The 21177-nt window shown below is 69.6% G+C and carries 17 protein-coding genes; 5 read left to right on the top strand and 12 right to left on the bottom strand.

What is annotated here, in order from left to right; translation table 11 throughout:
- Position 1: 1 nt before the first annotated feature.
- The 3 genes from DFJ64_RS17580 to DFJ64_RS17590 all read right to left on the bottom strand — a co-directional run bounded on the left by DFJ64_RS17580 (position 2) and on the right by DFJ64_RS17590 (position 5180).
- Positions 2-2023, bottom strand: a complete 2022-nt coding sequence (locus tag DFJ64_RS17580; protein ID WP_115851430.1) for an elongation factor G — start codon at positions 2021-2023, stop codon at positions 2-4.
- 227 nt (positions 2024-2250) lie between these two features.
- Positions 2251-4833, bottom strand: coding sequence for a sialidase family protein (locus DFJ64_RS17585; protein WP_115851431.1), 2583 nt, complete (start codon positions 4831-4833; stop codon positions 2251-2253).
- A 170-nt stretch (positions 4834-5003) separates the two neighbouring features.
- Positions 5004-5180, bottom strand: a complete 177-nt coding sequence (locus DFJ64_RS17590; protein ID WP_115851432.1) for a hypothetical protein — start codon at positions 5178-5180, stop codon at positions 5004-5006.
- A gap of 526 nt (positions 5181-5706) precedes the next feature.
- Between DFJ64_RS17590 and nhaA the strand changes: the two genes are divergently transcribed.
- Complete coding sequence (gene nhaA, locus DFJ64_RS17595) at positions 5707-7083, top strand: Na+/H+ antiporter NhaA (protein ID WP_115851433.1); 1377 nt, start codon at positions 5707-5709, stop codon at positions 7081-7083.
- Here the strand turns inward: nhaA and DFJ64_RS17600 are convergent.
- The gene (locus tag DFJ64_RS17600; RefSeq protein ID WP_211310657.1) at positions 7045-7647 is read right to left on the bottom strand and encodes a DsbA family protein; all 603 of its coding nucleotides are present in this window, start codon (positions 7645-7647) and stop codon (positions 7045-7047) included. The two genes, nhaA and DFJ64_RS17600, sit on opposite strands and share 39 nt — an antisense overlap.
- 142 nt (positions 7648-7789) lie before the next feature.
- On the opposite strand from DFJ64_RS17600, the gene DFJ64_RS17605 reads away from it, so the two are divergent.
- Both DFJ64_RS17605 and DFJ64_RS17610 read left to right on the top strand, forming a co-directional pair.
- The gene (locus DFJ64_RS17605) at positions 7790-10375 is read left to right on the top strand and encodes a wax ester/triacylglycerol synthase domain-containing protein (protein WP_115851435.1); all 2586 of its coding nucleotides are present in this window, start codon (positions 7790-7792) and stop codon (positions 10373-10375) included.
- 1 nt (position 10376) lies between these two features.
- On the top strand, positions 10377-11288 hold the full coding sequence (locus DFJ64_RS17610; RefSeq protein ID WP_115851436.1) for a DMT family transporter: 912 nt from the start codon (positions 10377-10379) through the stop codon (positions 11286-11288).
- 22 nt (positions 11289-11310) lie between these two features.
- On the opposite strand, the gene DFJ64_RS17615 is transcribed toward DFJ64_RS17610, so the two are convergent.
- Positions 11311-12012 (bottom strand): hypothetical protein, encoded by a 702-nt coding sequence (locus DFJ64_RS17615; protein ID WP_211310658.1) that lies wholly within the window; start codon positions 12010-12012, stop codon positions 11311-11313.
- Between the two features lie 219 nt (positions 12013-12231).
- Here DFJ64_RS17615 and DFJ64_RS17620 point away from each other — a divergent pair, with 219 nt between their 5' ends.
- Positions 12232-13332, top strand: coding sequence for a CobW family GTP-binding protein (locus DFJ64_RS17620; RefSeq protein WP_147304748.1), 1101 nt, complete (start codon positions 12232-12234; stop codon positions 13330-13332).
- Positions 13333-13355: 23 nt separating this feature from the next.
- Here the strand turns inward: DFJ64_RS17620 and egtD are convergent, their stop codons facing one another.
- The 5 genes from egtD to DFJ64_RS17645 all read right to left on the bottom strand — a co-directional run bounded on the left by egtD (position 13356) and on the right by DFJ64_RS17645 (position 19038).
- The gene (egtD, locus tag DFJ64_RS17625; protein ID WP_245941205.1) at positions 13356-14360 is read right to left on the bottom strand and encodes an L-histidine N(alpha)-methyltransferase; all 1005 of its coding nucleotides are present in this window, start codon (positions 14358-14360) and stop codon (positions 13356-13358) included.
- 36 nt (positions 14361-14396) lie between these two features.
- A complete protein-coding gene (gene egtC, locus DFJ64_RS17630) occupies positions 14397-15122 on the bottom strand; it encodes an ergothioneine biosynthesis protein EgtC (RefSeq protein ID WP_115851438.1) in 726 nt (241 codons plus the stop codon).
- A gap of 12 nt (positions 15123-15134) precedes the next feature.
- Positions 15135-16487 carry an ergothioneine biosynthesis protein EgtB gene (gene egtB / locus DFJ64_RS17635; RefSeq protein WP_115851439.1) on the bottom strand — a complete coding sequence of 451 codons (1353 nt, stop codon included), beginning with the start codon at positions 16485-16487 and terminating at the stop codon, positions 15135-15137.
- Positions 16444-17778 carry an ergothioneine biosynthesis glutamate--cysteine ligase EgtA gene (gene egtA, locus DFJ64_RS17640; protein ID WP_115852209.1) on the bottom strand — a complete coding sequence of 445 codons (1335 nt, stop codon included), beginning with the start codon at positions 17776-17778 and terminating at the stop codon, positions 16444-16446. Before egtA ends, egtB begins: the two co-directional genes overlap by 44 nt.
- A gap of 81 nt (positions 17779-17859) precedes the next feature.
- A complete protein-coding gene (locus DFJ64_RS17645; protein WP_115851440.1) occupies positions 17860-19038 on the bottom strand; it encodes an acyl-CoA dehydrogenase family protein in 1179 nt (392 codons plus the stop codon).
- 384 nt (positions 19039-19422) lie between these two features.
- Here DFJ64_RS17645 and DFJ64_RS17650 point away from each other — a divergent pair, with 384 nt between their 5' ends.
- The gene (locus DFJ64_RS17650; protein WP_115851441.1) at positions 19423-19773 is read left to right on the top strand and encodes a hypothetical protein; all 351 of its coding nucleotides are present in this window, start codon (positions 19423-19425) and stop codon (positions 19771-19773) included.
- On the opposite strand, the gene DFJ64_RS17655 is transcribed toward DFJ64_RS17650, so the two are convergent.
- The gene (locus tag DFJ64_RS17655; RefSeq protein WP_115851442.1) at positions 19761-20687 is read right to left on the bottom strand and encodes an SPFH domain-containing protein; all 927 of its coding nucleotides are present in this window, start codon (positions 20685-20687) and stop codon (positions 19761-19763) included. The genes DFJ64_RS17650 and DFJ64_RS17655 overlap by 13 nt on opposite strands.
- On the bottom strand, positions 20675-21121 hold the full coding sequence (locus DFJ64_RS17660) for an NfeD family protein (protein ID WP_115851443.1): 447 nt from the start codon (positions 21119-21121) through the stop codon (positions 20675-20677). Before DFJ64_RS17660 ends, DFJ64_RS17655 begins: the two co-directional genes overlap by 13 nt.
- Between the last annotated feature and the right edge of the window lie 56 nt (positions 21122-21177).

Consider the following 21177-nt stretch of genomic DNA (forward strand, 5'->3'; position numbering starts at 1 on the left):
CTCAGGTCCGTCGAACGTTCCGCAAGTACTCCTTGCGGTTGAGTGGGTTGTGGTCGGTGCGCGGCCGCACCGGGATCCGGCCGCGCACAGGCGCGTAGCGGTCGAAGCCGCTCTCCAGAATGCCCTCGCCGCGGGTGAGCCCTGGCAGCCTGCTCTGCAGCGCGCGCACCCGCGCCGCGGGTATGTCGCCCTCAAGCACCCAGGTCGTTCCGAGATCTCGTTGCGTCCGTGGCACCGCGTCGACCGTGGCGAGCGTCGGCAGAAGCGCTCCCACGGTGTCGGATGGGACCTCCAGGCGGAAGCGGTGGAGCGGCTCGAGGACGCCGGTGCCGGCGCGCCGCAACGCCGCCATGAGGACGAGTGGTGTCAGCGCGCGGAAGTCGTTCGCGGAGCTGGAGACTCTGGGGTCGAAGGTCACACCGCGTCGACCCTGACGGGCGGCGTACCCCGCGTGGGTCATGGTGACGAGGCAGTCGATCACCTCCCAGCCATAGAGCCCTTGGCGCAGCGTCTGGCGGACGGACTCCTCGACCGCCTTGAAGAACGCTGGCGGCATGGCGCCTGGCTCGACCTCCAAGCGGAACTGGATGCCGCTGCCGGTTGGTGCCGGCTCGACACGCAGGCCGACAGTGGCAAGGAACGGGTTGGGCTCCGCCGTCGTGGGCGCAACGCTGTGGTGCGTACTGACCCGATGGGCGCCAAGGAACTCCACCGCCGCGCCGACACCGATCGGTCGTTCGACGCAGACCGTCGTGGTCTCGCGGAACTCGACGTCGATGCCGTAGTCGTCGGCGAGGGTCGCCTGGATGACCTCCTTCTGCACGTCACCGTAGAGAGAGACGAGGAGCTCCTGGCGACCATCCTCCTGGCGCAGATTGATGAGGGGATCTTGCTCGGCGAGCTGGGACAGCGCGGCGTGTAGCCGACCTCGGTCGGCGGCTCGCCTCGGAACGATCACGGCCTCCAGGGAGGGTGGGGGGACGTACGGTCGTCGCGACCGATGACGGGTGGCTCCGATTCGGTCGCCGATCTGAACGTCGGCTAGGCCCCACACCTTCGCGATGCGTCCGGCCCGGACCAGTGGACTGGGCGACGCTGTACCGCGCTCGAAGACGCTGATCGACGTGACCTTGGCGTCCTTGTCTGGTCCGAAGCTGACGCGATCCCTGGTCCGGAGGGTTCCGGTGTGCATGCGGACGTACGCGATCTTCTCACCGCCCGCACCACGCTCGATCTTGAACACCGTTCCCGACACCGGGCCGTCGGCGTCGCCGGTCGCGGCGGGCAACAGCTCGGTCATGGCCGACATGAGCTCGGCCACACCCGTGCCCGTGATCGCCGACCCGAAGAGCACCGGATACACGAGCCCTTGTCGACTGAGCGCGGCGAACGACGTTCGCAGTCGTGCGGTGGGAATGGTGGCGCCGTCGACGAAACGGGCGAGCATCTCCTCGTCATGGTCGGCGAGCACCTCGACCAGCCGAGTCGTGAACGTCGGATCGTCACCACGGTACGGCACGACGTGAGCGTCGCGGGTTCCGCTTCCGCGGACGAGGTTCACGGGGGCGGTCGAGGGCGACAGTTTCTCGGCGATCTCGCGGAGCACGGCGTCGTCTCGGGCGCCGGTGCGGTCGACCTTGTTGACGAACAGCAAGGTCGGGACGCCCAGCCGCCGCAGTGTCCGCATCAACACACGGGTTTGCGCCTGTACGCCCTCCACCGCCGACACCACCAGCACCGCGCCGTCGAGAACGTCTAGCACCCGTTCGACCTCGGCGATGAAGTCGGGATGCCCGGGGGTGTCGATGAGATTCACGAGGACGTCGTCGATGACGAACGACACCACGGCGGACTTGATAGTGATGCCACGCTGGCGTTCCAACGCCAAGGTGTCCGTCTGGGTGTCTCCGTTGTCGACCCTGCCCAGCTCGTCGATGACGCCGGCGGCGTAGAGCAGCCGCTCGGTCAGGCTCGTCTTACCGGCGTCGACATGGGCGAGGATCCCCACGTTCAGCGTGCGCAAGCGTCATGTCCTCCAGGTAGGCGGGCTCCTGCTCGTGGGACATGGACGCCGCTGTCATCGCCTTTTCCTTGCCCGATCCGATGTAGCCGATCCGATGAGCCAGATCGGATGGCTCGATCCGATGGCTCGATCCCAGTGCGCCGACAGTCGAGCAGACCGACGCCGACGCGGGCAAGTGGTTTTCGGCTCACGAGGCGCGCCGCTGGGCGCTGCGGGCGGTGGTGTCCTTACTCCGGATCGATGGCGGAGTAGGGGTGCCACAGGACGAGTCCGTCGCCGATGGCGTCGTTGCTGTGCCGGATCCGCTCCAGCTCAGCCGGTGAGAGGGCACGTCGGTAGATCCGTACCTCGTCGATGGTTCCGCGGAAGCGGTCGGCGCCGTCGAGTCGTTGCCCGACGTGGAGGCCGTCGACGTCGGCGGCTGTCACCGATCCGCTCGGCGCGGTCGTCTCGGCGACCCGCGTGCCGTCCACCCAGAGCACGAACCGTTCGTCGGCTCGCTGGAGGACCACGTGGTGCCACTCGCCGTCGTTGTAGGCCGACGGGGACGCCACCGTCGCGGTGCCCTCAGCGGTCGCGATGAGGGCACGGATCCGGTCGCTCGCGGGCTCGGCCCGCAGCCACACCTGCGGCGTGGGACCTGAGCCTTGTTGGTGGGCCCAGAGGATCGCGTGCCCTCCCGATGTGGCGTCGTACCGAATCCATACTGTCCAGGTGAAGTCGTCCTCGCCCAGGGCGAGCGAGTCACTGTACGGGACCTCGACCCGATCGTCCTCGCCATCAAGTCCGATCCCCGTGCCGAAGCGTCCCTCGGTGAGGGTGGCACCGCCGCGCACGTACCCGTGGTTGCCGTACGACGAGAGATCCGGTGTGGTGGCTCCTGGCTCCGGCGGCGGGGTCTCGACTCGCTCGAAGGGAAGCCAGAGGGAAAGCTTTCCTTTGATGGGCGTATTGCGTGTGCGAACTCGCTCCAGCTCCGCCTCCGAGAGCGCACGCCGGTAGATCCGCACCTCGTCGATCGCCCCGCGGAAGCGGTCGAAGCCGTCGAGGCGCTGCCCGACGTGAACACCCCAGATTCCGAAGTCCTTGCCCGCCGTCACCGAGCCCGGGGGCGCCTCCGTGGCCGCGACTTCGGCCCCGTCCACACGCAACACGAACCTGCCCTTGGTTCGCTGGAGGACGACGTGGTGCCACTCGCCGTCGTTGTAGGCGCCCACCGAGGCGACGGAGCGGTTGCCCTCCTCGGTGCTGATGAAGGCGCGGATGCGGTTCTGGGAGGGCTCGGCGCGCAGCCAGACCGCCGGAGTCGCGGAGATGCCCACCCGGTACGCCCACAGGATGGCGTGGCTACCGGAGGTCGCGGTGTAGCGAATCCACGCCGACCACGTGAAGTCGCCGTCGCCGAGATCGAGCGAGGGTGAGTACGGGATCTCGACCCGATCGTCGATGCGGTCCAGGACGAGCGCGCTTCCGAACACGCCCTCGCCGCGCTGCGCGCCGCCGCGGACGTAGCCGTCGTTGCCGTACGGCGAGAGATCCGGCGTGCGCGGCCCGGGCGCGGGAGGCTCGGGGACATTGGGCGGGACGCCGTTCGGGGTCGCGAGGAAGGCCTCGTTGAAACGAGCGAACCGGATCTCCTGGTATGGGTCATTGGCGCCGTGCTCGTAGAGCAAGCCGATCGTGTCCTCACCGAGCTTCACCATGTCCGAGTACGCCGAGAAGCCCCAGTTGATGACCTTTCCTTCCTGCCAGGTCTCCCAGGTGCGAGCCTCGTCGTACGAAGACCGGACGGTCATCGCCTCGCGGGAGGCGGGGTGGGCGGGGGACGAGAACAGGATGCGGTCGTAGGCGTCGCCCTCGTCGGTGGCGCGCAGCCGCAACAGGGCGCCTTGCACGGTTGGCGCCTGCAGCTCGGGGACGGTCCGGACCGGCCCATCGAAGGTCTCGCCTCCGTCGCTGCTGGTCACGTAGCCGCGATGGCCGGGATCGGTGCCGTGCTCCCGCACGTTGACGTAGATCCGGCCGTCGGTCAGCTCCACCAGCGTCGTCTCGTTGGGTCGCACCGAGCCGTCGGAGTGGTCGACGATCGCTCCGAGGCGCCAGGTCTCGCCTCCGTCGTCGCTGTAGGCCAGGTGCACGCCGTAGACGTGCTCGCCGGTCGCGGCGTCGTAGGACTCGTGGTTCGCGCTGATCACCAGTCGGCCGGCGTGGGGACCTCGCTTGAGCTGGATGCCGTGCACCGGACCGGTGGCGTACCAATGGTTCCACTCCGGCAGCTTCAGCTCGGGAAGTTCACGTGCGGGTGACCACGTGAGGCCGTTGTCCTCGCTGATCTGGACGAAGGGGTCTCGATCGCAGCCGTTGGCGCAGGGATCCGGTCCGTTGCGGGTGGTGAAGAGGACGACGCGGCCGGTGCGCTCGTCGACGACCGGCATCGGGTTGCCGCGGGTCTCCCCATGGCCCTCGAGGACCACGCGGAGCGGCGACCAGGTGGCGCCACCGTCGGTGGAGCGTTTCACGACCAGGTCGATGTCACCGTCGTCGCCGCAGTCGGTGACCCGACCTTCGGCGAAGGCGAGCAGTGTCCCGTCGGTCGTGCGGACGATCGCGGGGATGCGGAAGCAGGAGTAGCCCTCCTCACCGCGCCGGTAGAGGACCTGCTCGTCGAAGAACGGCTCCGAGGTGGTTGTGACAGTCGCTCGGTCCGAGCCGGCGTCGGACGCGGTGGCTGGCGAAGGGTGGAGTGCGGCGGGGATCGCGGGGAGGACGAGCGCGGGAAGCACGAGGGCGGGAAGGAGGCGTCGGCTCATCGCGGGCTCCCAGAGACGGGGGAGACGACGCCGACATCCTACGTCCGACGTGGGATGTCTTCTCTCGCCATGACCTCGTTCGGTCACCAACGCGGATGTGCGCGGATGTGTCGAGAAGGTTCTCGCTCACAGGTGGACGACACCGACCGTGTGCGAGACCTCAGACGGAATCAGTCGGCGCTTTGCCCGCCTTCAGCGAACTCGTACCAATGGAGCGGTAGCCAGTCGCCGTCGACGAAGCCGTCCACAGTCGCTCCACGTCCCCGGACCACGACCGCCGTCCCCGCGGGGTAGACGACGCCGGACAGCCCGGCGACGGGAACGAGGAGAGTTCCACGGCGCGTCACTCGATCTCCCTTCGATCTCCGCACACGTGATGCCAGCGTGGACGGAGGTACATCGTGCGGGCGGATGTCTGGTCCCGGCTACGAGTTCAGGGGGTCGTGGGCCAGCCCGCTCACCAAGCTTGCCCAGGGTAATCGGTGGGCCAGACCCGCCTGTCAGGCGGCTCGGTCCGACTCGGCATCGGTGAGACTCGGCATCGGTGATGCGTGCCCACCGAGGCCGCCCAACGGCGTGCGCGTTCGTCTCCCGCGGCTCGGCGCCGGAAAGACGTAGATCTGGAGTGCGGGGAAGCTCACGCAAGCCTGGCAGCACAGGTCTTGGCGAGGAAGGCGCGCGAGTGTTCCTTTTCGCCTTTGTCGTACCGGCCCTGTCACCGACAAACCTGGCATCGGTGACCACCGTCTCATCCGGCGATGTCAATCACTCCTTGTCATGAGCGGCCGTGTCACTGCCCGGCCGCCGCATCGGACTCTCCGGGGACGAGCGCGAACAGCGCGCAGAACGCGGCGGAGGCGGTAAGAGAACGGCATGAGCGAGCCTCCCCGGCCCGGGCCGGAGTTGCGGATCCACGGCCCGTGGCTCAGCCCGTCTGTCCGGTCCTTCCTCGCCAACGAGACCGGCGGGGCGTTCATGCTCCTCCTCGCCACCATGGTGGCGCTGGCGTGGGCCAACTCGCCGTGGTGGGAGACCTACGAGGTGTTCTGGCGGACACCTGTGTCGGTGTCGGTCGGCCAGACGCACCTCGACCTCAGCGTCCACGACCTGGTGAACGACGGGGCGATGGCCCTGTTCTTCCTGGTCCTGGGGCTCGAGATCAACGAGCAGCTCACCACGGGATCCCTGCGTGATCGGCGAACGGTGATGGTCCCAGCCTTCGGCGCCCTCGGCGGCGTCGCTGTGCCGATCGCCATCTACCTGGCCATCAACCCAAGCGGCGACGCTGTCCACGGATGGGGCACCGTGATGTCCACAGACACCGCGTTCGTCCTCGGCATCCTGGCGCTCTTCGGCCCCGAGTGCCCGGACGCACTCCGGCTGTTCCTCCTCACGCTGGCCGTGGTGGACGACGTCGTGGCCATCACCTTGATGGCCGTCTTCTACAGCTCGGAGGTGCAGCCGTGGGCGTTGCTCGCCGCGGCGGTCATCGCCGTGACGATCATGGTCGTGCGCTGGATCGGTGTCTGGCGCCTCACACCCTACGTGCTCCTGGGCATCGCCCTATGGGCGGCGACCTTCCGCGCCGGTGTGCACCCCACCCTCGCTGGTGTCCTCATGGGGCTGCTCGTGTCCATGCGACCGACTGGTGTGGAGCACGCGAAGCGCCTGCGGATCTACGGGCGAGCGCTCCTGGAGGAGCGGAGCGCCGAACGCGCACGGATGGCACAGCTCGCCGTGGCGGCCACCGTGCCGGCTGGAGAGCGGCTGCAGCGGGCCGTGCACCCGTGGACGGCGTACGTCATCGTGCCGGTGTTCGGCCTAGCGAACGCGGGCGTCCATCTCGACGCGGAGCTGCTGCGCGCCGCCGCCACCTCGCCGGTCAGCCTGGGCGTCGTGGCCGGCCTCGTGGTGGGCAAGGTGGTCGGGATCAGCGGGGCGTCGGCGCTAGCGCTGCGCACCCGTCTCGGCGTGCTCCCGGGACAGGTGCGCTACAGCCATCTGGTCGGTGGCGCGGCGCTGAGCGGGATCGGCTTCACGATCTCGCTGTTCATCGCCGAGCTCGCCTTCGGCCACCCAGTCCTGCGCGAGGAGGCCACGATCGGCATCCTGATCGCCTCGTTGGTCTCCGCCGTCGCGGGATCGGCGTTTCTGCGTCTGATGGGACGCCGCTGGTCCCTGTGCTCTCCGGAGTCGGAGACCCCACCCGACCTACCGCCGCCACCATGGACGGCGCCGGAGAGACCGTGACAGACCAGTCGCCCGTTGGAGGGCGCGAAGCTCGACCCGATCGGCGTACGGCTCGTCGTTGACGAACAGGGTCGGGGTGCCGCGCACGCCCTGGCGGACACCAGCCGCGTAGTCGCTGCGCACCTTTGGGACGAAACGTTGCGCGGGCTCTCCGACGGCCAGGTCCGGGTCGGCGCCGACCGCGTCGGCGTACCCGCGCAGGGCTGCGTCGTCGAGTCGGTGCTGTCGCTTGAACAGCAGGTCGTGCATCTCCCAGAAGACACCGCTCAACTGCGTCGACTCCACGGCCAGGGCGGCGGTCAGGGCGTGCGGATGGGTCTCGAAGAGCGGGAAATTGCGGAAGACGAGACGAACCACGCCGTCGGACATCTCGACCAGCTCACGCAGAACCGGCGCGGCGGCCGCGCAGTAGGGACATTCGTAGTCGCCGTACTCGAGGACCGTCACCGGTGCGTCGAGAGCGCCCCGGATGTGCTCGACCACCTCGTCCGACATCCGTCCAGTGTGCCGCGCCGAGCGCGCGACTCGGCTCCGGTCGACCCGCCCCACCTCGAGGGCAGGCATGCCGGGAGGATGAAGCGGGAAGAGGACAACTGCCGCGCCGCAGATCGGCGAGTGTGGCAGGACGGCGGCTCCCACGGCCGGAGATCGCCACCAGCTCCGGCAGGAACGCCTGCGACGATGAACTCGGCGGAGGGATGCCAGCGTGGTCGGTGTCGCGCGATCGTTGCCGTCCACCGCGCGCCCGCGCATCTTGGTCGTCTCGGCGAGGATCGGCGGTGGCCACGACGCCGCCGCCCGCGCGCTCATCGAGGCCGTCCGTCAGCGGTGGCCGCGCGCCCACATCCGGTGGGTCGACACGCTCGACGCGATGGGTCCCGGTGTCGGGCCGGCCTTCTGCTGGACCTACGCCACGAGTGTCGAGCACGCTCCGTGGCTCTACGAGCTGTTCTACGCCGCGACCTGGCACGTCGGGTGGTTCCGTCGGGCGTCCAAGCGCTTCACGGGGAGCTGGGCGGGTCGACGGTTGGCGCCGGAGATCGACGCTTTCGCCCCCGAGCTGATCCTGAGCACCTACCCGCTCGGCAGTGGAGGCTTGGCGTGGTTGCGCCGCCATCGAGGGCTCACCGTGCCCACGCTCGCGTGGGTCACTGACTTCGCTCCCCACCCCTTCTGGGTGTACGGCGACCTCGACCTCACGCTTGTGCTCCACGAGGTCGCTGTCCCGGTGGCCAGGATTGCTGAGCCGTCCACGAACGTCGCGGTGTCAGCACTGCCCGTGCAGCGAGACTTCCGACCCGGCGACCAGGTGGCCGCCAGGCGACGGTACGGCTTGCCCAGCGATGCCTTCGTCGTCCTGCTGTCGTGCGGAACCTTCGCGTTCGGCGTGCGTGAGTCGGTCGTACGCGCGCTCCTCGACGTGGACGACCGGGTTCACGTGGTCGTGGCGTGCGGGCGCAACCGTGCCGCACTCGCTCGACTCGAGCGACTGCGAGTTCGTCTCCGTCACCGGGACGCTCACGAGGGAGGCCACCTGCGTCCCGCCTGGCGCCGCCTGCTGCCGTTGGGGTGGACCGACGACATGGCCGGCGTCAACCAGGCCGCGGACGTCGTGGTGACCAACGCCGGTGGGGCGACGGCGCTGGAGGCGATCGCCACCGGTCGTCGGGTCCTCATGCTCGACCCGATCCCAGCGCACGGCACCGCCAACGCGAGCCTCATGGCGGTGGCCGGCCTGGCGGAGGTGTGCCGTTCACCAGCCGAGCTCGCCGCCAGGGTCCGCACCCTGGTCGACGAGGCCGGGGCGGAGGCGCCCGGGCTCGCCGCTCGCGAGCCGCTGCCAGGTCAGGACCTCGCGGGTCAGGTGGTCGAGCTCGCGACCAACGCGGTGGCCGCCTCGACCGTGGACCCCGGTGAGCTCGAGGTCGGCACACCGGGGCCGGTCTGGCCCATGCGCCCGCAGGACGCCTTCTTCACCAGGGCCGAGCGTGACGGTGAGCCGCAGGAGCTCGGCGTGGTGCTGGAGCTCGAGCCTCCGGAGTCGGGACCACCTGTCGACCTCGACGTCCTCGTCCGGCTCTTCACCGAGCGTCTCCCACACCTTCCACCGCTGCGGCGGCAGCCGATGCGACGGGGGGCGAAGCTCGGCTGGTCACCCTGCGTCGACGTGGACGTGCGGGCTCACCTCGCCGAACGAGTCGTCCACTCGCCGGAGGAGGCCGCGGAGGCGATCGACGCGTTCTGGTCGACGCCGATCCCACGGGACAGGCCGCTGTGGCAGGCCCTCCTCGTCCGCCCACCGGCCGACGGCGGTTACCAGCTGGCCCTCAAGCTCCACCACAGCGTCGGCGACGGGCTGTCCGCCCTCGGGCTGCTCGAGAACCTCTGGGACGCTGAAGCCGACCCGAGCCGAGGGGCCCACGCAGGTGACCACATCGAGCGCGGAGAACGAGGGCGGATCCGGCCGCATGGAGCACGTCGGGCGCGTGGCGGGCTCGGGGAGTATGGCGGCCTCCGTACCGCGCTCCAGACGCTGCGAGGTTTGGCCCGTCTAGCGGTCCAAGGGGGCGCGCCCGCCCACCCGCTCAACAGGGTGGCCTCCACGCCCGATGGGTCTCAGACGGAACCGTCTGCGGCCTCTCGGACGGTCGTGGCGGCCGCGCTGGCGGCCGACGAGCTTCGCCGGACGGCGCGTCGCCACGGCGTCCGCACGTTCGAGCTGGCGCTCGCCGTGATGGGTGAGGTCGTGGACCGCATGCTCCGACCGGCCGGCCTGCTCGCACCCGGTCGACCCCTGCGCGCGTTCGTTCCGCTCACGGTCCGACCGCGCACACCGTGGCGGGTGTTCGGCAACTGGACCACCGCAGTCACGGTGGAGCTGCCGACCGGACCGCTGGCGCCAGCGGAGCGACTCGCTCGGATCCGAACCGGTCTCCACCGTGGCGTCGCGCGCGGCGAGCCCGTGGCGGCCGCGTTCGTCACAGGGCTCGCGGGACATCTCCCGGCCGCGGCTCATGCCTGGTTCGCTCGGCACACCTACACCAGCCGATTCCTCAACCTGGTTGTGACGTACCTGCCCGGTCCACGTGAGACACGCCGCCTCGCCGGCGCGAAGGTGCGCGCGATCTATCCGGTGGCGCCTTTGACTCGAGGGGTTCCGCTGACCATCGGAATGGTCACCACCGGCACCACGGCGGGGATCGGCCTGCTCGCTGACAGGAGGCTCGGCCTAGACGCCAAGACGCTGACCGCGACCGTCCGCGACGTCATGCAGGACTTCGCGGAGGGCTGAGGTGGGCCCGGGTGACGCGCTCGCCGTCCTCTTCGCGCTGAGCGCGGCGGCGTCCTTCGGCGGTGCCGCAGCATTGCAGGAGAGAGCCGCCCACCGAGTCCCCGACACCGGCCTGGCCAGCGTCCGGCTGCTGTTGGCGCTCCTCCGGCAGGAGGGTTTCGTGCCGAGCCTGTGGCTGGCGATGCTCGGGTTCGTCCTCCAGGCGGTGGCCTTGCGGTTCGGTCCGCTGACCCTCGTCCAGCCTTTGCTCATCACCGGGACGCTGTTCTTCATCGGCTTCACCTGCGTGATTCGTCGGCAGTCTCCCGACCTGTGGCTGGTTGTCGGGAGCGTCTTGGCCCTGGCCGGTCTCACCGCCTTCATGCTGGTCGCGCAGCCGTCCGGTCAGGCGAACGAGTTCCACCCGAGCAGGTCGATCCCGCTCGTCATCGGCCTGGTGGCGACGGTCGTCGGCTGCCTGTTCCTCGCTCGGCGACTCTCCGGCGGCGTGCGCGCCTTGCCCCTCGCCGTGGCGACGGCGATCTGCTATGGGGTCACCGCCGGTCTGGTTCGCAGTCTGGCCGCCAGCTTCGACGGCGACCTGCTCTGGCTCGTCGGGCAGTGGCGGCTCTACGCGATTGCGCTCGTAGGGGCGGCCGGCTTCGCGCTCAACCAGCAGGCCTACCAGAAGGGCATCATCGGTGTCCTCGCGGTTGCCACGATCACGGTGGGGGATCCTGCGGTCTCGATCGGCGTCGGCGTGGCGTGGCTGGGGGAGTCCATCCGGGGCGGACCATGGGCCACCTTCGGGGAGGTGGTGTCGCTGTTGGTGGTCGCGGGCGCCATCGTGCTGCTCGCCGCTCGGTCTCAGCGCCTCGGCGGGCGGATGGCCGGGAAGCCGACGCACACCGTCCAAGCGATCGATCGCGACTGACCGTGGCGCGGGTCGTCCGCCGCTAGCCTGTCCCACCCACCTTGTCGAGCACCTTGTCCCACCATGTGCGCATACCGCTCGGGTAGCGGGCTCGCGACCTGGCCAGCCGCTGGCTCCCGGGCCGGTACCACCGACGCGCCCACAGCGAGCCCGGCTTGGCCAGCCGCAGCGCCGCCACCACGGCGACGATCGGCACGACGATACCGATGATCCCGGCGCTGGTCTTGCCCTTGGCGATCGCCACGAACGCGAAGGTCAGGTTGACGGCGACCGTCACGCCGACGGCCAGCGCGCCGGTTCCGGCGTCAGGGGCCAGCGGATCAGCGCCGAGGAGCAGCAGGCCGCCGATGGTCGCAGTGACCAGCACGGCATCGACCGACGTGCGGCCCTCGTTGGTCCAGTAGACGTCCTGCAGGCGCAGCCACAGCGCGAACTCGTCCAGCGTCAGCGCAGCGCCGCACGCGAACGCCGCAGCGAGCACCTCCAGCCAGGGCGACGGCGGCTGGTAGGCGAACTCGAGCGCGCCGGTGACGAGCATGAGGAAGATCCCGTAGACCTCGTGGTGTACGTGCACGTTCCCGAGGCGGAGGTTGTGGAACGGGCCACGGTGTGCCCGGATCATCCGCGTGATGAGACGAGTCACGAGGAATGTCACGACGAAAGCGAGGAGCATCCAGGCCAGGACGCCGCGCCCGGGACCGCCGCCCAGCTCGATGTCGATCACGCCGGTGACCCCCTCCTCGTCGCGCGCCGGTGGCGACGTGGCTCGCCTCGGACTATTAGGGCCTTGACCCGCGACTCACACCGCAAACGGAGGTCTCGCCGGCAGGGGCGGAGAGCGCGACCAACCGCCCGCCTCGTGACCTTGTGCCTTGCGAATCCCTCACAGGGACAGGAGACTGAGGCCGACGACGGGCTTTCGAGCGGGGGGCGGGAGGTGCTCATGGCGGACCCGCTGCCGATCACCATCCTCACGTCGACGAGCGAGGTTCTGCGGCAGACCGCCGTCTCGGCGCTCCTGTGCGACGTCCCGCGGTTGGTCGTTCTCCAGCACGACCTTGACACCCGCCGAGGTGACGAGCCACTCCGCCGAGTGGTCTACGACCTCGAGGGTGTGGTGGAGAGCGGCAGCGTCCCGCTCGAGCACGCGTGCTTGAGCTGTGCGTTGCGGGAAGACGTCGTCCCCGCTCTCGTGCGCCTCGCGCTTCGCGGTCGGTGGGAAAGGGCCATCCTCGCCCTGCCCGTCACGGCCGAGCCGGGTCTGGTCCTCGACGCGTTGACCGTGGGCGTGGTCGCCGGACGTCCGGTCTCCTCGGTCATCCGCCCAGGTGGTGTGGTGGCCACGGTCGACCTGACCAGCGTGGTGGCTGACCTGTTCGGTGACGACTTGCTCATCGAGCGGGGTATGGCGATGACCTCCGACGACCGACGGGCGGTCGGCGAGGTCCTGGCTCACCAGATCGAATGCGCCGACGTGGTGGCAACGTCGGGGCGGCCCGTGCCGGGTGATCGCGAGGCCGCGGTCCTGCGACATCTCGCGCCCGCGTCGTCGATGGTGGGGGACGTCCACGAGCTGGACTGGATCGAGGCACTTCGCCACGCGGGTCAAGCGCAGGGACCCGCGCGTGGGGACTATCGGCGTGCGGTCCTCCCGCCCGCCACCGAGGAGCACGGCGTGTGGACGGTGGATCTCACCTCGTGGCGTCCGGTCCACCCGGCTCGGCTCCACGACCGGATCGTCGAGTTGGCCGGGGGTCGTCAACGCAGTCGCGGGTGGTTCTGGTTGCCGACGCGACCGCACGCGGTGTGCGGCTGGGACAATGCGGGTGGCCAGCTGAGCATCGGCACGGTGGGACGGTGGTCCAGCACCCCGCGGCATACCCGCATCGTCGTGACCGGGATCGACGACAGTCGTGCGAGGCTGCGAGAGGTCTTCGAAGGCGTGCTGATGACCGACTCCGAGCTCGCCCGCGGGCTAGCGCACTGGGAGGACCGCGACGACGGCTTCTCCCCGTGGCTGGGCGAGATCGACGAGGCGGCCTGAGGACACCGGCGAGGCAGGCCCGGCTAGACGGGCGCCGCGAGGCAGACGGCGAAGTCTCCGGCCGGGTCGGTCCACCACGCCTCGAGCGCGAGACCGGCTGCCGCGAGCTCCCGCTCCACACCGTCGCGGCGGAACTTCGCCGAAACCTCGGTGCGCATCTCCTCGCCTTCGGCGAACTCCACGGTGAGGTCGAGACGGGCGATGCGAACCCGCTGGCGCACGACCGAGCGCAGCCGCATCTCGATCCACTCGTGCTCGGCGTCCCAGAGCGCGACATGCTCGAACGCCTCTGGGACGAAGTCCCCGTCCAGCGCCCGGTTGATGACATGGAGCACGTTCCGGTTGAAGTCGGCGGTGACACCGGCCGCGTCGTCGTAGGCGCGGACCAGACGGTCCGGGTTCTTCACCAGGTCGGTGCCCAGGAGGAGGCGGTCGGACTCGCCGAGACAGGCTCGACAGGCGGCCAGGAACCTCGCACGGGGGCCCGGGGTGAGGTTGCCGATCGTGCCGCCGAGGAAAGCGACGAGACGGGTTCCCACGCGTGGCAGCAGGGAAAGGTGGCGCTCAAAGTCGGCGACCACGCCGTGGGTGTCGACGTCTGGGTAGTCCACCCGGAGGGACTCGATCGCCCCCTGCAAGGCGCTGTCGCTCACATCGACCGGGATGTATCGAGTGAGCGTCTGAGCGGCCCGCATGCCGTCCAGCAACAGTCGGGTCTTCGTCGACGAGCCGGAGCCCAACTCCACCAGCGTGTCCGCTCCCGCCCGCGTCGCGATCTCAGCCGCGTGGGCGGCGAGGATCGCCTGCTCCGCACGGGTGGGGTAGTACTCCGGCAACGTGGTGATGCGCTCGAAGAGGGCGCTGCCCCGGGCGTCGTAGAAATACTTCGGCGGCAGAGACTTCGGCGTACGACGCAGTCCGTCGCGGACGTCGCGGGCGAGGCTCGCGGCCAGGTCCGCGTCGGTGAGGTAGCGGGTGAGCTGGACCACCTCGCGGCAGCCGGACTGGTGGGTCACGCGGTCGGTCACCTGAGCCTCCCTTGCGGACACGCGGCTGGTCGAGTGCTAGAGCGGGGTGATCTCGACGCCGTCCTCGTTCGCCTCGACCAGTGAGCGGGGAGGAACGGCCGTCCAGTGGAGGTCATCGTGGGGCTCAGACGCCAGGACGATCGCCGTCGGCGTCTGTCGGACGAAGAGCGTGTCGCCCCAGGTCGTGCCTGCGACACGGGCGCCGTCGGTGGCCAGCAGGTTGAGCCGACCGCCGCCGACCGCCACGACGTCGCGGATCGTCTGGGCCAGACCGGTGGCCAGGTCCGCGCCGGCCTGCCAGTGCGCCACGGCGCGTCCGAACAGCAAGGCCGAGTCGAGCGGGGCGAGGGCATCCGGAACCCATGCCGTGGCCTCCGTGAGCGCCTTCCGGGCGAGCTGGAGGTCGTGGAGGACGCCGTTGTGGCTGAACAGCCAGCGGCCGTAGGTGAACGGCGCGACGCCGGACTCCTCGCAGGGGTAGCCGGGAGTCGCGGACCGAACCGCGGCGAGGACGGCGGTGGAGACGATCGTCGGGGCGAGGCTGGCGAACGACTGGTCGCTCCAGATCGGCTGCGCGCGCCGGTACCGAACCGGCTCCGGACGCAGCGGGGAGTACCAGCCCACGCCGAACCCGTCGACGTTGACCGAGCCGAACCGCTGCTGGCGAGGTGCGTACGCCTGCCGGGACAGCGAGTGCGGCGGCTCGAGCAGCAGGGCCGACAAGGTGATCGGGTGGCCGAGGTAGGCAAGGTGGCGGCACATGGTCGGGACCCGTCAGGCGTCGCGAGCGCAGCGGAAGCCGACGAAGATCTGCCGGCGGATGGGGAAGTCCCAGTTGCGGAACGTGGTTCGACAGGCAGTGGGATCGGTCGCCCACGAGCCGCCGCGCAGCACCTTGTACTTGGAGCCGAAGAACACCTCGGAGTACTCCCGATACGGGAACGCCCGAAAGCCGGGATAGCCGGTGAAGGACGTGGACGTCCACTCCCAGACGTCGCCCACCATCTGGAGTGCCCCGACCGGCGAGGCTCCGCGCGGGAACGAGCCCACCGGAGTCGGCTGAAGACGGACCTGGCCGAGGTTGGCGTGCTCGGCTCCGGCCTGCTCGTCACCCCAGGGGTAGCGGTACTTGACCTTCCGCACCGGATCCCAGGACGCCGCCTTCTCCCACTCCTGCTCGGTCGGCAGTCGCTTGCCGGCCCAGCGCGCGTAGGCCTCCGCCTCGTACCAGCACACGTGCTGCACCGGCTCGTCCATCGGCAAGGGCTCGACGCGGCCGAACCTGCGCCGGAACCACTCGCCGTCGGATCGCAGCCAGAAGGCCGGGGTGCGCTTGTTCGACCGTTGCCGCCACTCCCAACCGGCCGGCGACCACCACCGCGGGTTGTCGTATCCGCCGTCCTCGACGAAGGCGACGTACTCGGCGTTGCAGACCGGGGTGGTGTCGATCCAGAACGCCGGGAGATTGACGACGTGGGCGGGGCGCTCGTTGTCGTAGGCCCACGGGTCGGTCGACGTGCCCATGACGAACTCGCCGGCCTCGACCAGCACCTCCGCGGGCGTCGGCGCCGTCACGCGGGGAACGGGCGGCGGGTCGGTGCCGAGCAGGACCGGTTCGCCGCGGCGTAGTTGGTGGGTGGCGAGCATGGTCTCGTCGTGCTGGTGCTCGTGTTGGATCACCATCCGGTAGACGAAGCCGTCGGCGAGGAGCGGCTTGTCCGGGGAGAAGCGAACACTCGCCAAGGAGTCGAGCACCTTCCGGCGGACCAGGCCGATGTAGTCCTCCGCCTCGGTCGGGTCGAGCAACGGAAGTGAAGGCCGCTCCGCCCGAGGATGCTCGAAGGCGTTGTACAAGTGGTCGATCTCGGGGCGCATCGGAGCGACGCCGACCGCGGCACGCAGCAGCCACAGCTCCTCGTAGTTGCCCACGTGGGCGAGATCCCAGACCAGCGGCGACATCAGACGCGAGTGCTGCTTGACCAGCTCGTCCTCGTCCAAGACCCGGGTGGTGAGGGCGAAGCTGCGGGCGCGGACTCGCTCCAGCTCGCCGGCGAGGAGCTCCCTGAGTCGCTCGGTGTCGGTCTCAGTCGGCGCGTCGGAGGACGTGAGCGGTTCGGTCTCGTTCATCTGGGTCCTCCCTGTGGATCCCGGTCTTCGCGGCCTCCCCGTCACCGCCCGCCTTCGTGGTGGCCTCCGACCGCCACGCGCGTCGGGACCCGGTGGTCTCGGCGCACGCGGAAGAGCGGACGTCGTCGGCCGGGCTGCGGCCTCGGGCCACGTAGCGGTCGGTGTAGGACTCGACGAGCGAGATGAGCGCCGGATCGGCGTTCGAGGTGGTCAGCTGGTCGAGCGCGGCGTCGAAGCAGACTCGGGCGGCGCGCGCGAGGGCCGGGGAGGCCAGACCGTCTCGCGCGGCTTCCTCCCAGGCGTCCCGCACCGGCTCGACAGCGGCCTCGACCCGGTCGCCCACCGCTGGGTCGTCGACCAGCGCGCTCAGCACCGCCAGCGGAACCGGCCAGTACGCGGTCGATTGAGCGTCGAGGTAGCGGACCTCGAACCAGCCGCGGGGCCGTACCGGTGGAAAGAGGGTGGTGAGGTGGTAGGCGAGGTCCTCGGTGGTGGGTCGCGTGTCGACGCTCTCGACCCACTGCCGGAAGGTGAGTCCGGGATCGGTTCGGCGGCGTCCGTCGGAGAGCCAACGCACCATGAGAGGTGCGTCGAGCGCGTAGTCGGTCCAGGCGCGCACAGGGTTCGCGCCCTCAGGCGGGCGTGTTCGAGGAGGATCGAGGCGTAGCCACACCGCCTGTCGGGTTGACTTCCAGCCGGTGTCGCGTCCGGCGTGTCGCGACGAGTTGGCGAACGCGGCGACGAGCGTCGGTCCGATGGCGTGGAGGAGCCGCCAGCGGCGGGCGACGTCCGCGCAGTCGACTCCGACGTCCAGATTGACCTGGAGGGCCGCCGTGCCGCACATCATGACCCTGCCAGCCGGGCCGCGCCGGTCGAAGTAGGCCTCCATCGTGTCGTAGCGCGGGTTGAAGACCTGGCGTCGCGGACGTCGCACCGGGTCGGTGCCCGTCCCCAGCAACGCGAGTCCGCTGGCGGCGAGCGCGGCCTCGACGTGCTCGAGGTCGGCTGTCACGCCTTTCCAGCAGGCCACGACTCCTGGCGCGGCTGGGGAGCTCAGCTCGAGCTGACCGCCAGGTTCGAAGCTCACGCGGCTCCCACCCGGCAAGGGTTCGGCATGGTCGAGGACCGAGCGGATGGCGTCCAGCGGGACATGGCGGCTCGGATCGGACGGAGCGATGACGAACCACTCCAGTTCGACACCCACCGTGACAGCCGGGCCGGTGGGGAAGCAGGTGGTCGCGACGTACCGATGGACGTCCTCGCTCGTGCTCAGCTGTCTCGCCCCGGCCACGGCACCTCCCACGAGCACTTCGAGGTGAGGATGCCCGTGTCCGTGCGGGGCTAACTTTTGTCGGTGGTTTGCGGACCGGGCTCAGCGGAACGCGCTGAGCCCGGTGATCGCCTCCCCGAGGATCAGCGTGTGGATCTCGTCCGTGCCTTCGTAGGTTCGGACCGACTCCAGGTTGTTGGCATGGCGGAGGACGGGGTACTCCGACGAGATTCCGTTCGCGCCCAGGATGGTGCGAGCCGTCCGGGCGATGTGGAGTGCGGCGCGAACGTTGCTGAGCTTGCCCATGCTCACCTGCTCAGGCCGGAGTCGACCTTGGTCCTTGAGGCGACCGAGGTGTAGCGCCAGCAGCAGACCTCTGTTGAGCTCCACCGCCATGTCGACGAGCTTCTCCTGGGTCAGCTGGAACGCGCCGATCGGCTTGCCGAACTGCTCGCGTTCCCGGGCGTAGCGCAGGGCAGTCTCGAAGCAGGTGCGAGCGGCGCCCAGCGCGCCCCAGATGATCCCGTACCTCGCCTCGTTCAGGCACGACAACGGCGCCCGCAGGCCCCGCGCCTTGGGCAGCTCCGCATCGTGCGGGAGACGGCACTGGTCGAAGATGAGCTCGGAGGTGACCGAGGCGCGCAAGGAGAGCTTGCCGCGTAGATCCCTGGTGGTGAACCCTGGGGTATCCCGCGGGACGCAGAAGCCCTTGATCCCGTCATCGGTTCTGGCCCACACCACGGCGACGTCGGCGATGCCGCCGTTGGTGATCCACATCTTGGTGCCGTTCAACACCCAGCCCTGGCCGTTGCGCCGGGCGGTCGTTCGCATCGCACTCGGATCGCTGCCGTGGTCGGGTTCGGTGAGGCCGAAGCAGCCGACCGCCTCGCCCGAGGCGAGCCGAGGTAACCAATGATCCTTCTGCTCGGTCGAGCCGTACCGCCACAGCGCCTCCATGGCGAGGGAGCCCTGCACGGAGACGAAGCTGCGCAACGCGCTGTCGGCCGCTTCCAGCTCCAAGCAGGCAAGCCCATAGCTCACCGCGTTGGCGCCGGCACCGCCGTAGTCGGTCAGTCGCATACCGAGCAGGCCGAGCTCACCGAGCCGGGGGATGAGGTGCGTAGGAAAGCGCCCTGTCTCGAACCACTCCGCCACGAAGGGGTGAGCGGCCTCGTCGAGAAACCGTCGAACCGTCTGCTGGACCGCTCGTTCCTCGTCGCTGAGCAGGTCGCGGAGGTCCAACAGGTCGGACGGGTCGAGTGGTCGGGAACCGCTGGTCATGCACCGCATCCTGGCAGGCGCACGGTGTCGAGAGCGAACGCCCTCGTGGCCAGCGCGGATCACCCTCGGAAGAGGAGGACGGCCTTCGCGACGCGCCTCATACTGTCGGCGTCTCGAGACGGGGAGCACACGATGCGGGGTGGAAATCGGGTGGTCGGACCGCGGTCACGCGGTCCTTGGCGCGTGTGGGTGAGCGGGGCTGTGAGCCTCCTGGTACTCGCCACCGGATGCGCGGAGGAGCCGGCTCGCCCGAGTGCCGCCCACCATCGGCCCGACCCCACGCGGGCCGTCCGCACGTCAACGCCGTCGCCCACACCGTCGACGGACCGGGGCGCTCATGATGAAGTCAGCGACCCGCGAGACGTGTGCGCGCGTGCCCGAGCCTTGCAGGTATCCGTTGACGCTCTGCTGGGACTCGATCTCGCGGAGCTCGACGCGGTCGAGCTCTTCCAGGTGCCGCGGCTCGTGGGACGAGTCCAGGCTGATGTGCGGGCGTTTCGTCACGCCGTGCGGACCGAGTGGGACGCCCAGGTGGCCGCGCTGTCTGCGGACCTGGCTCGACTGCGCGAGACGATCGACCGGATCGGTGAGGCTCAGGACCCGTCGGAGGCATGGAGGGCCGTCGAGGCCGCGGGCGAGCGAGCGGTCTCGAGCGCGCGTGCGCTGCGGGACCGCCTGCGGGCCGTCTGCGGGTCGAGCACGACGCCGCCGGCCGACCAGGCTCAGGTGCGCTGATCCACGCTCGGTTGGGCGGTCGCGGGCTCGGCGGTCCGTTGCTGCGGCACCGACGCAGTGAAGGCCTTCGTGACAGCTTGCAGAGCGGCGGTGACCTCGCCTGGGATGATCACGAAGGTGCTTCCCGAACCTGCGGCGATCTGTGGCAGCGCCTGGAGGTACTGGTAGGCGAGGAGCTTGGGATCCGGGTCGTTGCGGTGGACGGCCTGGAACACCTGATCGATCGCCTGAGCCTGGCCGTTGGCCCGCAGCACGGCGGCCTGCTGGTCGCCCTCGGCGGTGAGGATGGCGCTCTGCTTCTCACCCTCGGCGGTCAGGATCTTCGACTGGCGGACGCCCTCCGCGGTCAGGATCGCGGCTCGCTTCTCACGGTCCGCGCGCATCTGGCGCTCCATCGACTCCTTGACCGACGGCGGTGGGTCGATGGCCTTCAGCTCCACGCGGTTGACCCGAATACCCCACTTGCCCGACGCCTCGTCGAGGATACCGCGAAGGGTGTCGTTGATGTGCTCCCGCGAGGTGAGGGTCTTCTCCAGGTCCAGCCCGCCGATCACGTTCCGCAAGGTGGTGACGGTGAGCTGCTCGATGGCCTGGATGTAGTTGGCGATCTCGTACTGAGCGGCACGCGGGTCGGTGACCTGGAAGTAGAGCACCGTATCGATGTGCACGACCAGGTTGTCCTCGGTGATCACCGGCTGGGGATCGAACGAGACCACCTGCTCGCGCAAGTCGATCAACGGACGGACGCGGTCGACGAACGGGATGACGACGTTCAGGCCGGCATCCAGCGTGCGGTAGTAGCGGCCGAGCCGTTCGACGTTGCCGGCGCGCGCCTGAGGGACGATGCGGATCGTGCGAAGGCCGATGAAGATCACCGCGAGCGCCACAGCGATCCAGGCCACTACCTCGACCATGGGTCCTCCTGGGGGTGTACAAGCGCGGTCGCGCCCTCGATGGCGAAGACATCCACCGTCGTCCCCGGCGGGATGACGAGCGAGGAGTCGTACGGACGCGCGGTCCACTCCTCCCCGCCGATGCGGACTCGGCCGGAGTGCCTGGTGACTTCGCTCACGACGAGTGCCTCGCGTCCGACGAGCGCGGAGACACCCGAGCGCAGCACCGGAGCTCGACGGAGCGCGTGCTGAGCGAGTGGGCGGACGAAGACGATGAGAAGGATCGCGCTGACGGTGAACGCGATGAACTGGAATCCACTGCTCACGCCAGTGCTCGCGACCAGCATCGCGACCAATGCGGCGACCGCGGCGAGACCGAGGTAGAGCGTCAAGGTGACGAGCTCGGCAACCCCGAGGAGCAGTGCGATGATCAACCAGACGACCCACGCATCCATAGCCCACCTGCCCATAGGACGTTTCAGGGCTCACTCTCGACCGTAGCTCCGAACGA

This window comes from Thermasporomyces composti (assembly GCF_003386795.1).
Taxonomy (GTDB): Bacteria; Actinomycetota; Actinomycetes; order Propionibacteriales; family Actinopolymorphaceae; genus Thermasporomyces; species Thermasporomyces composti.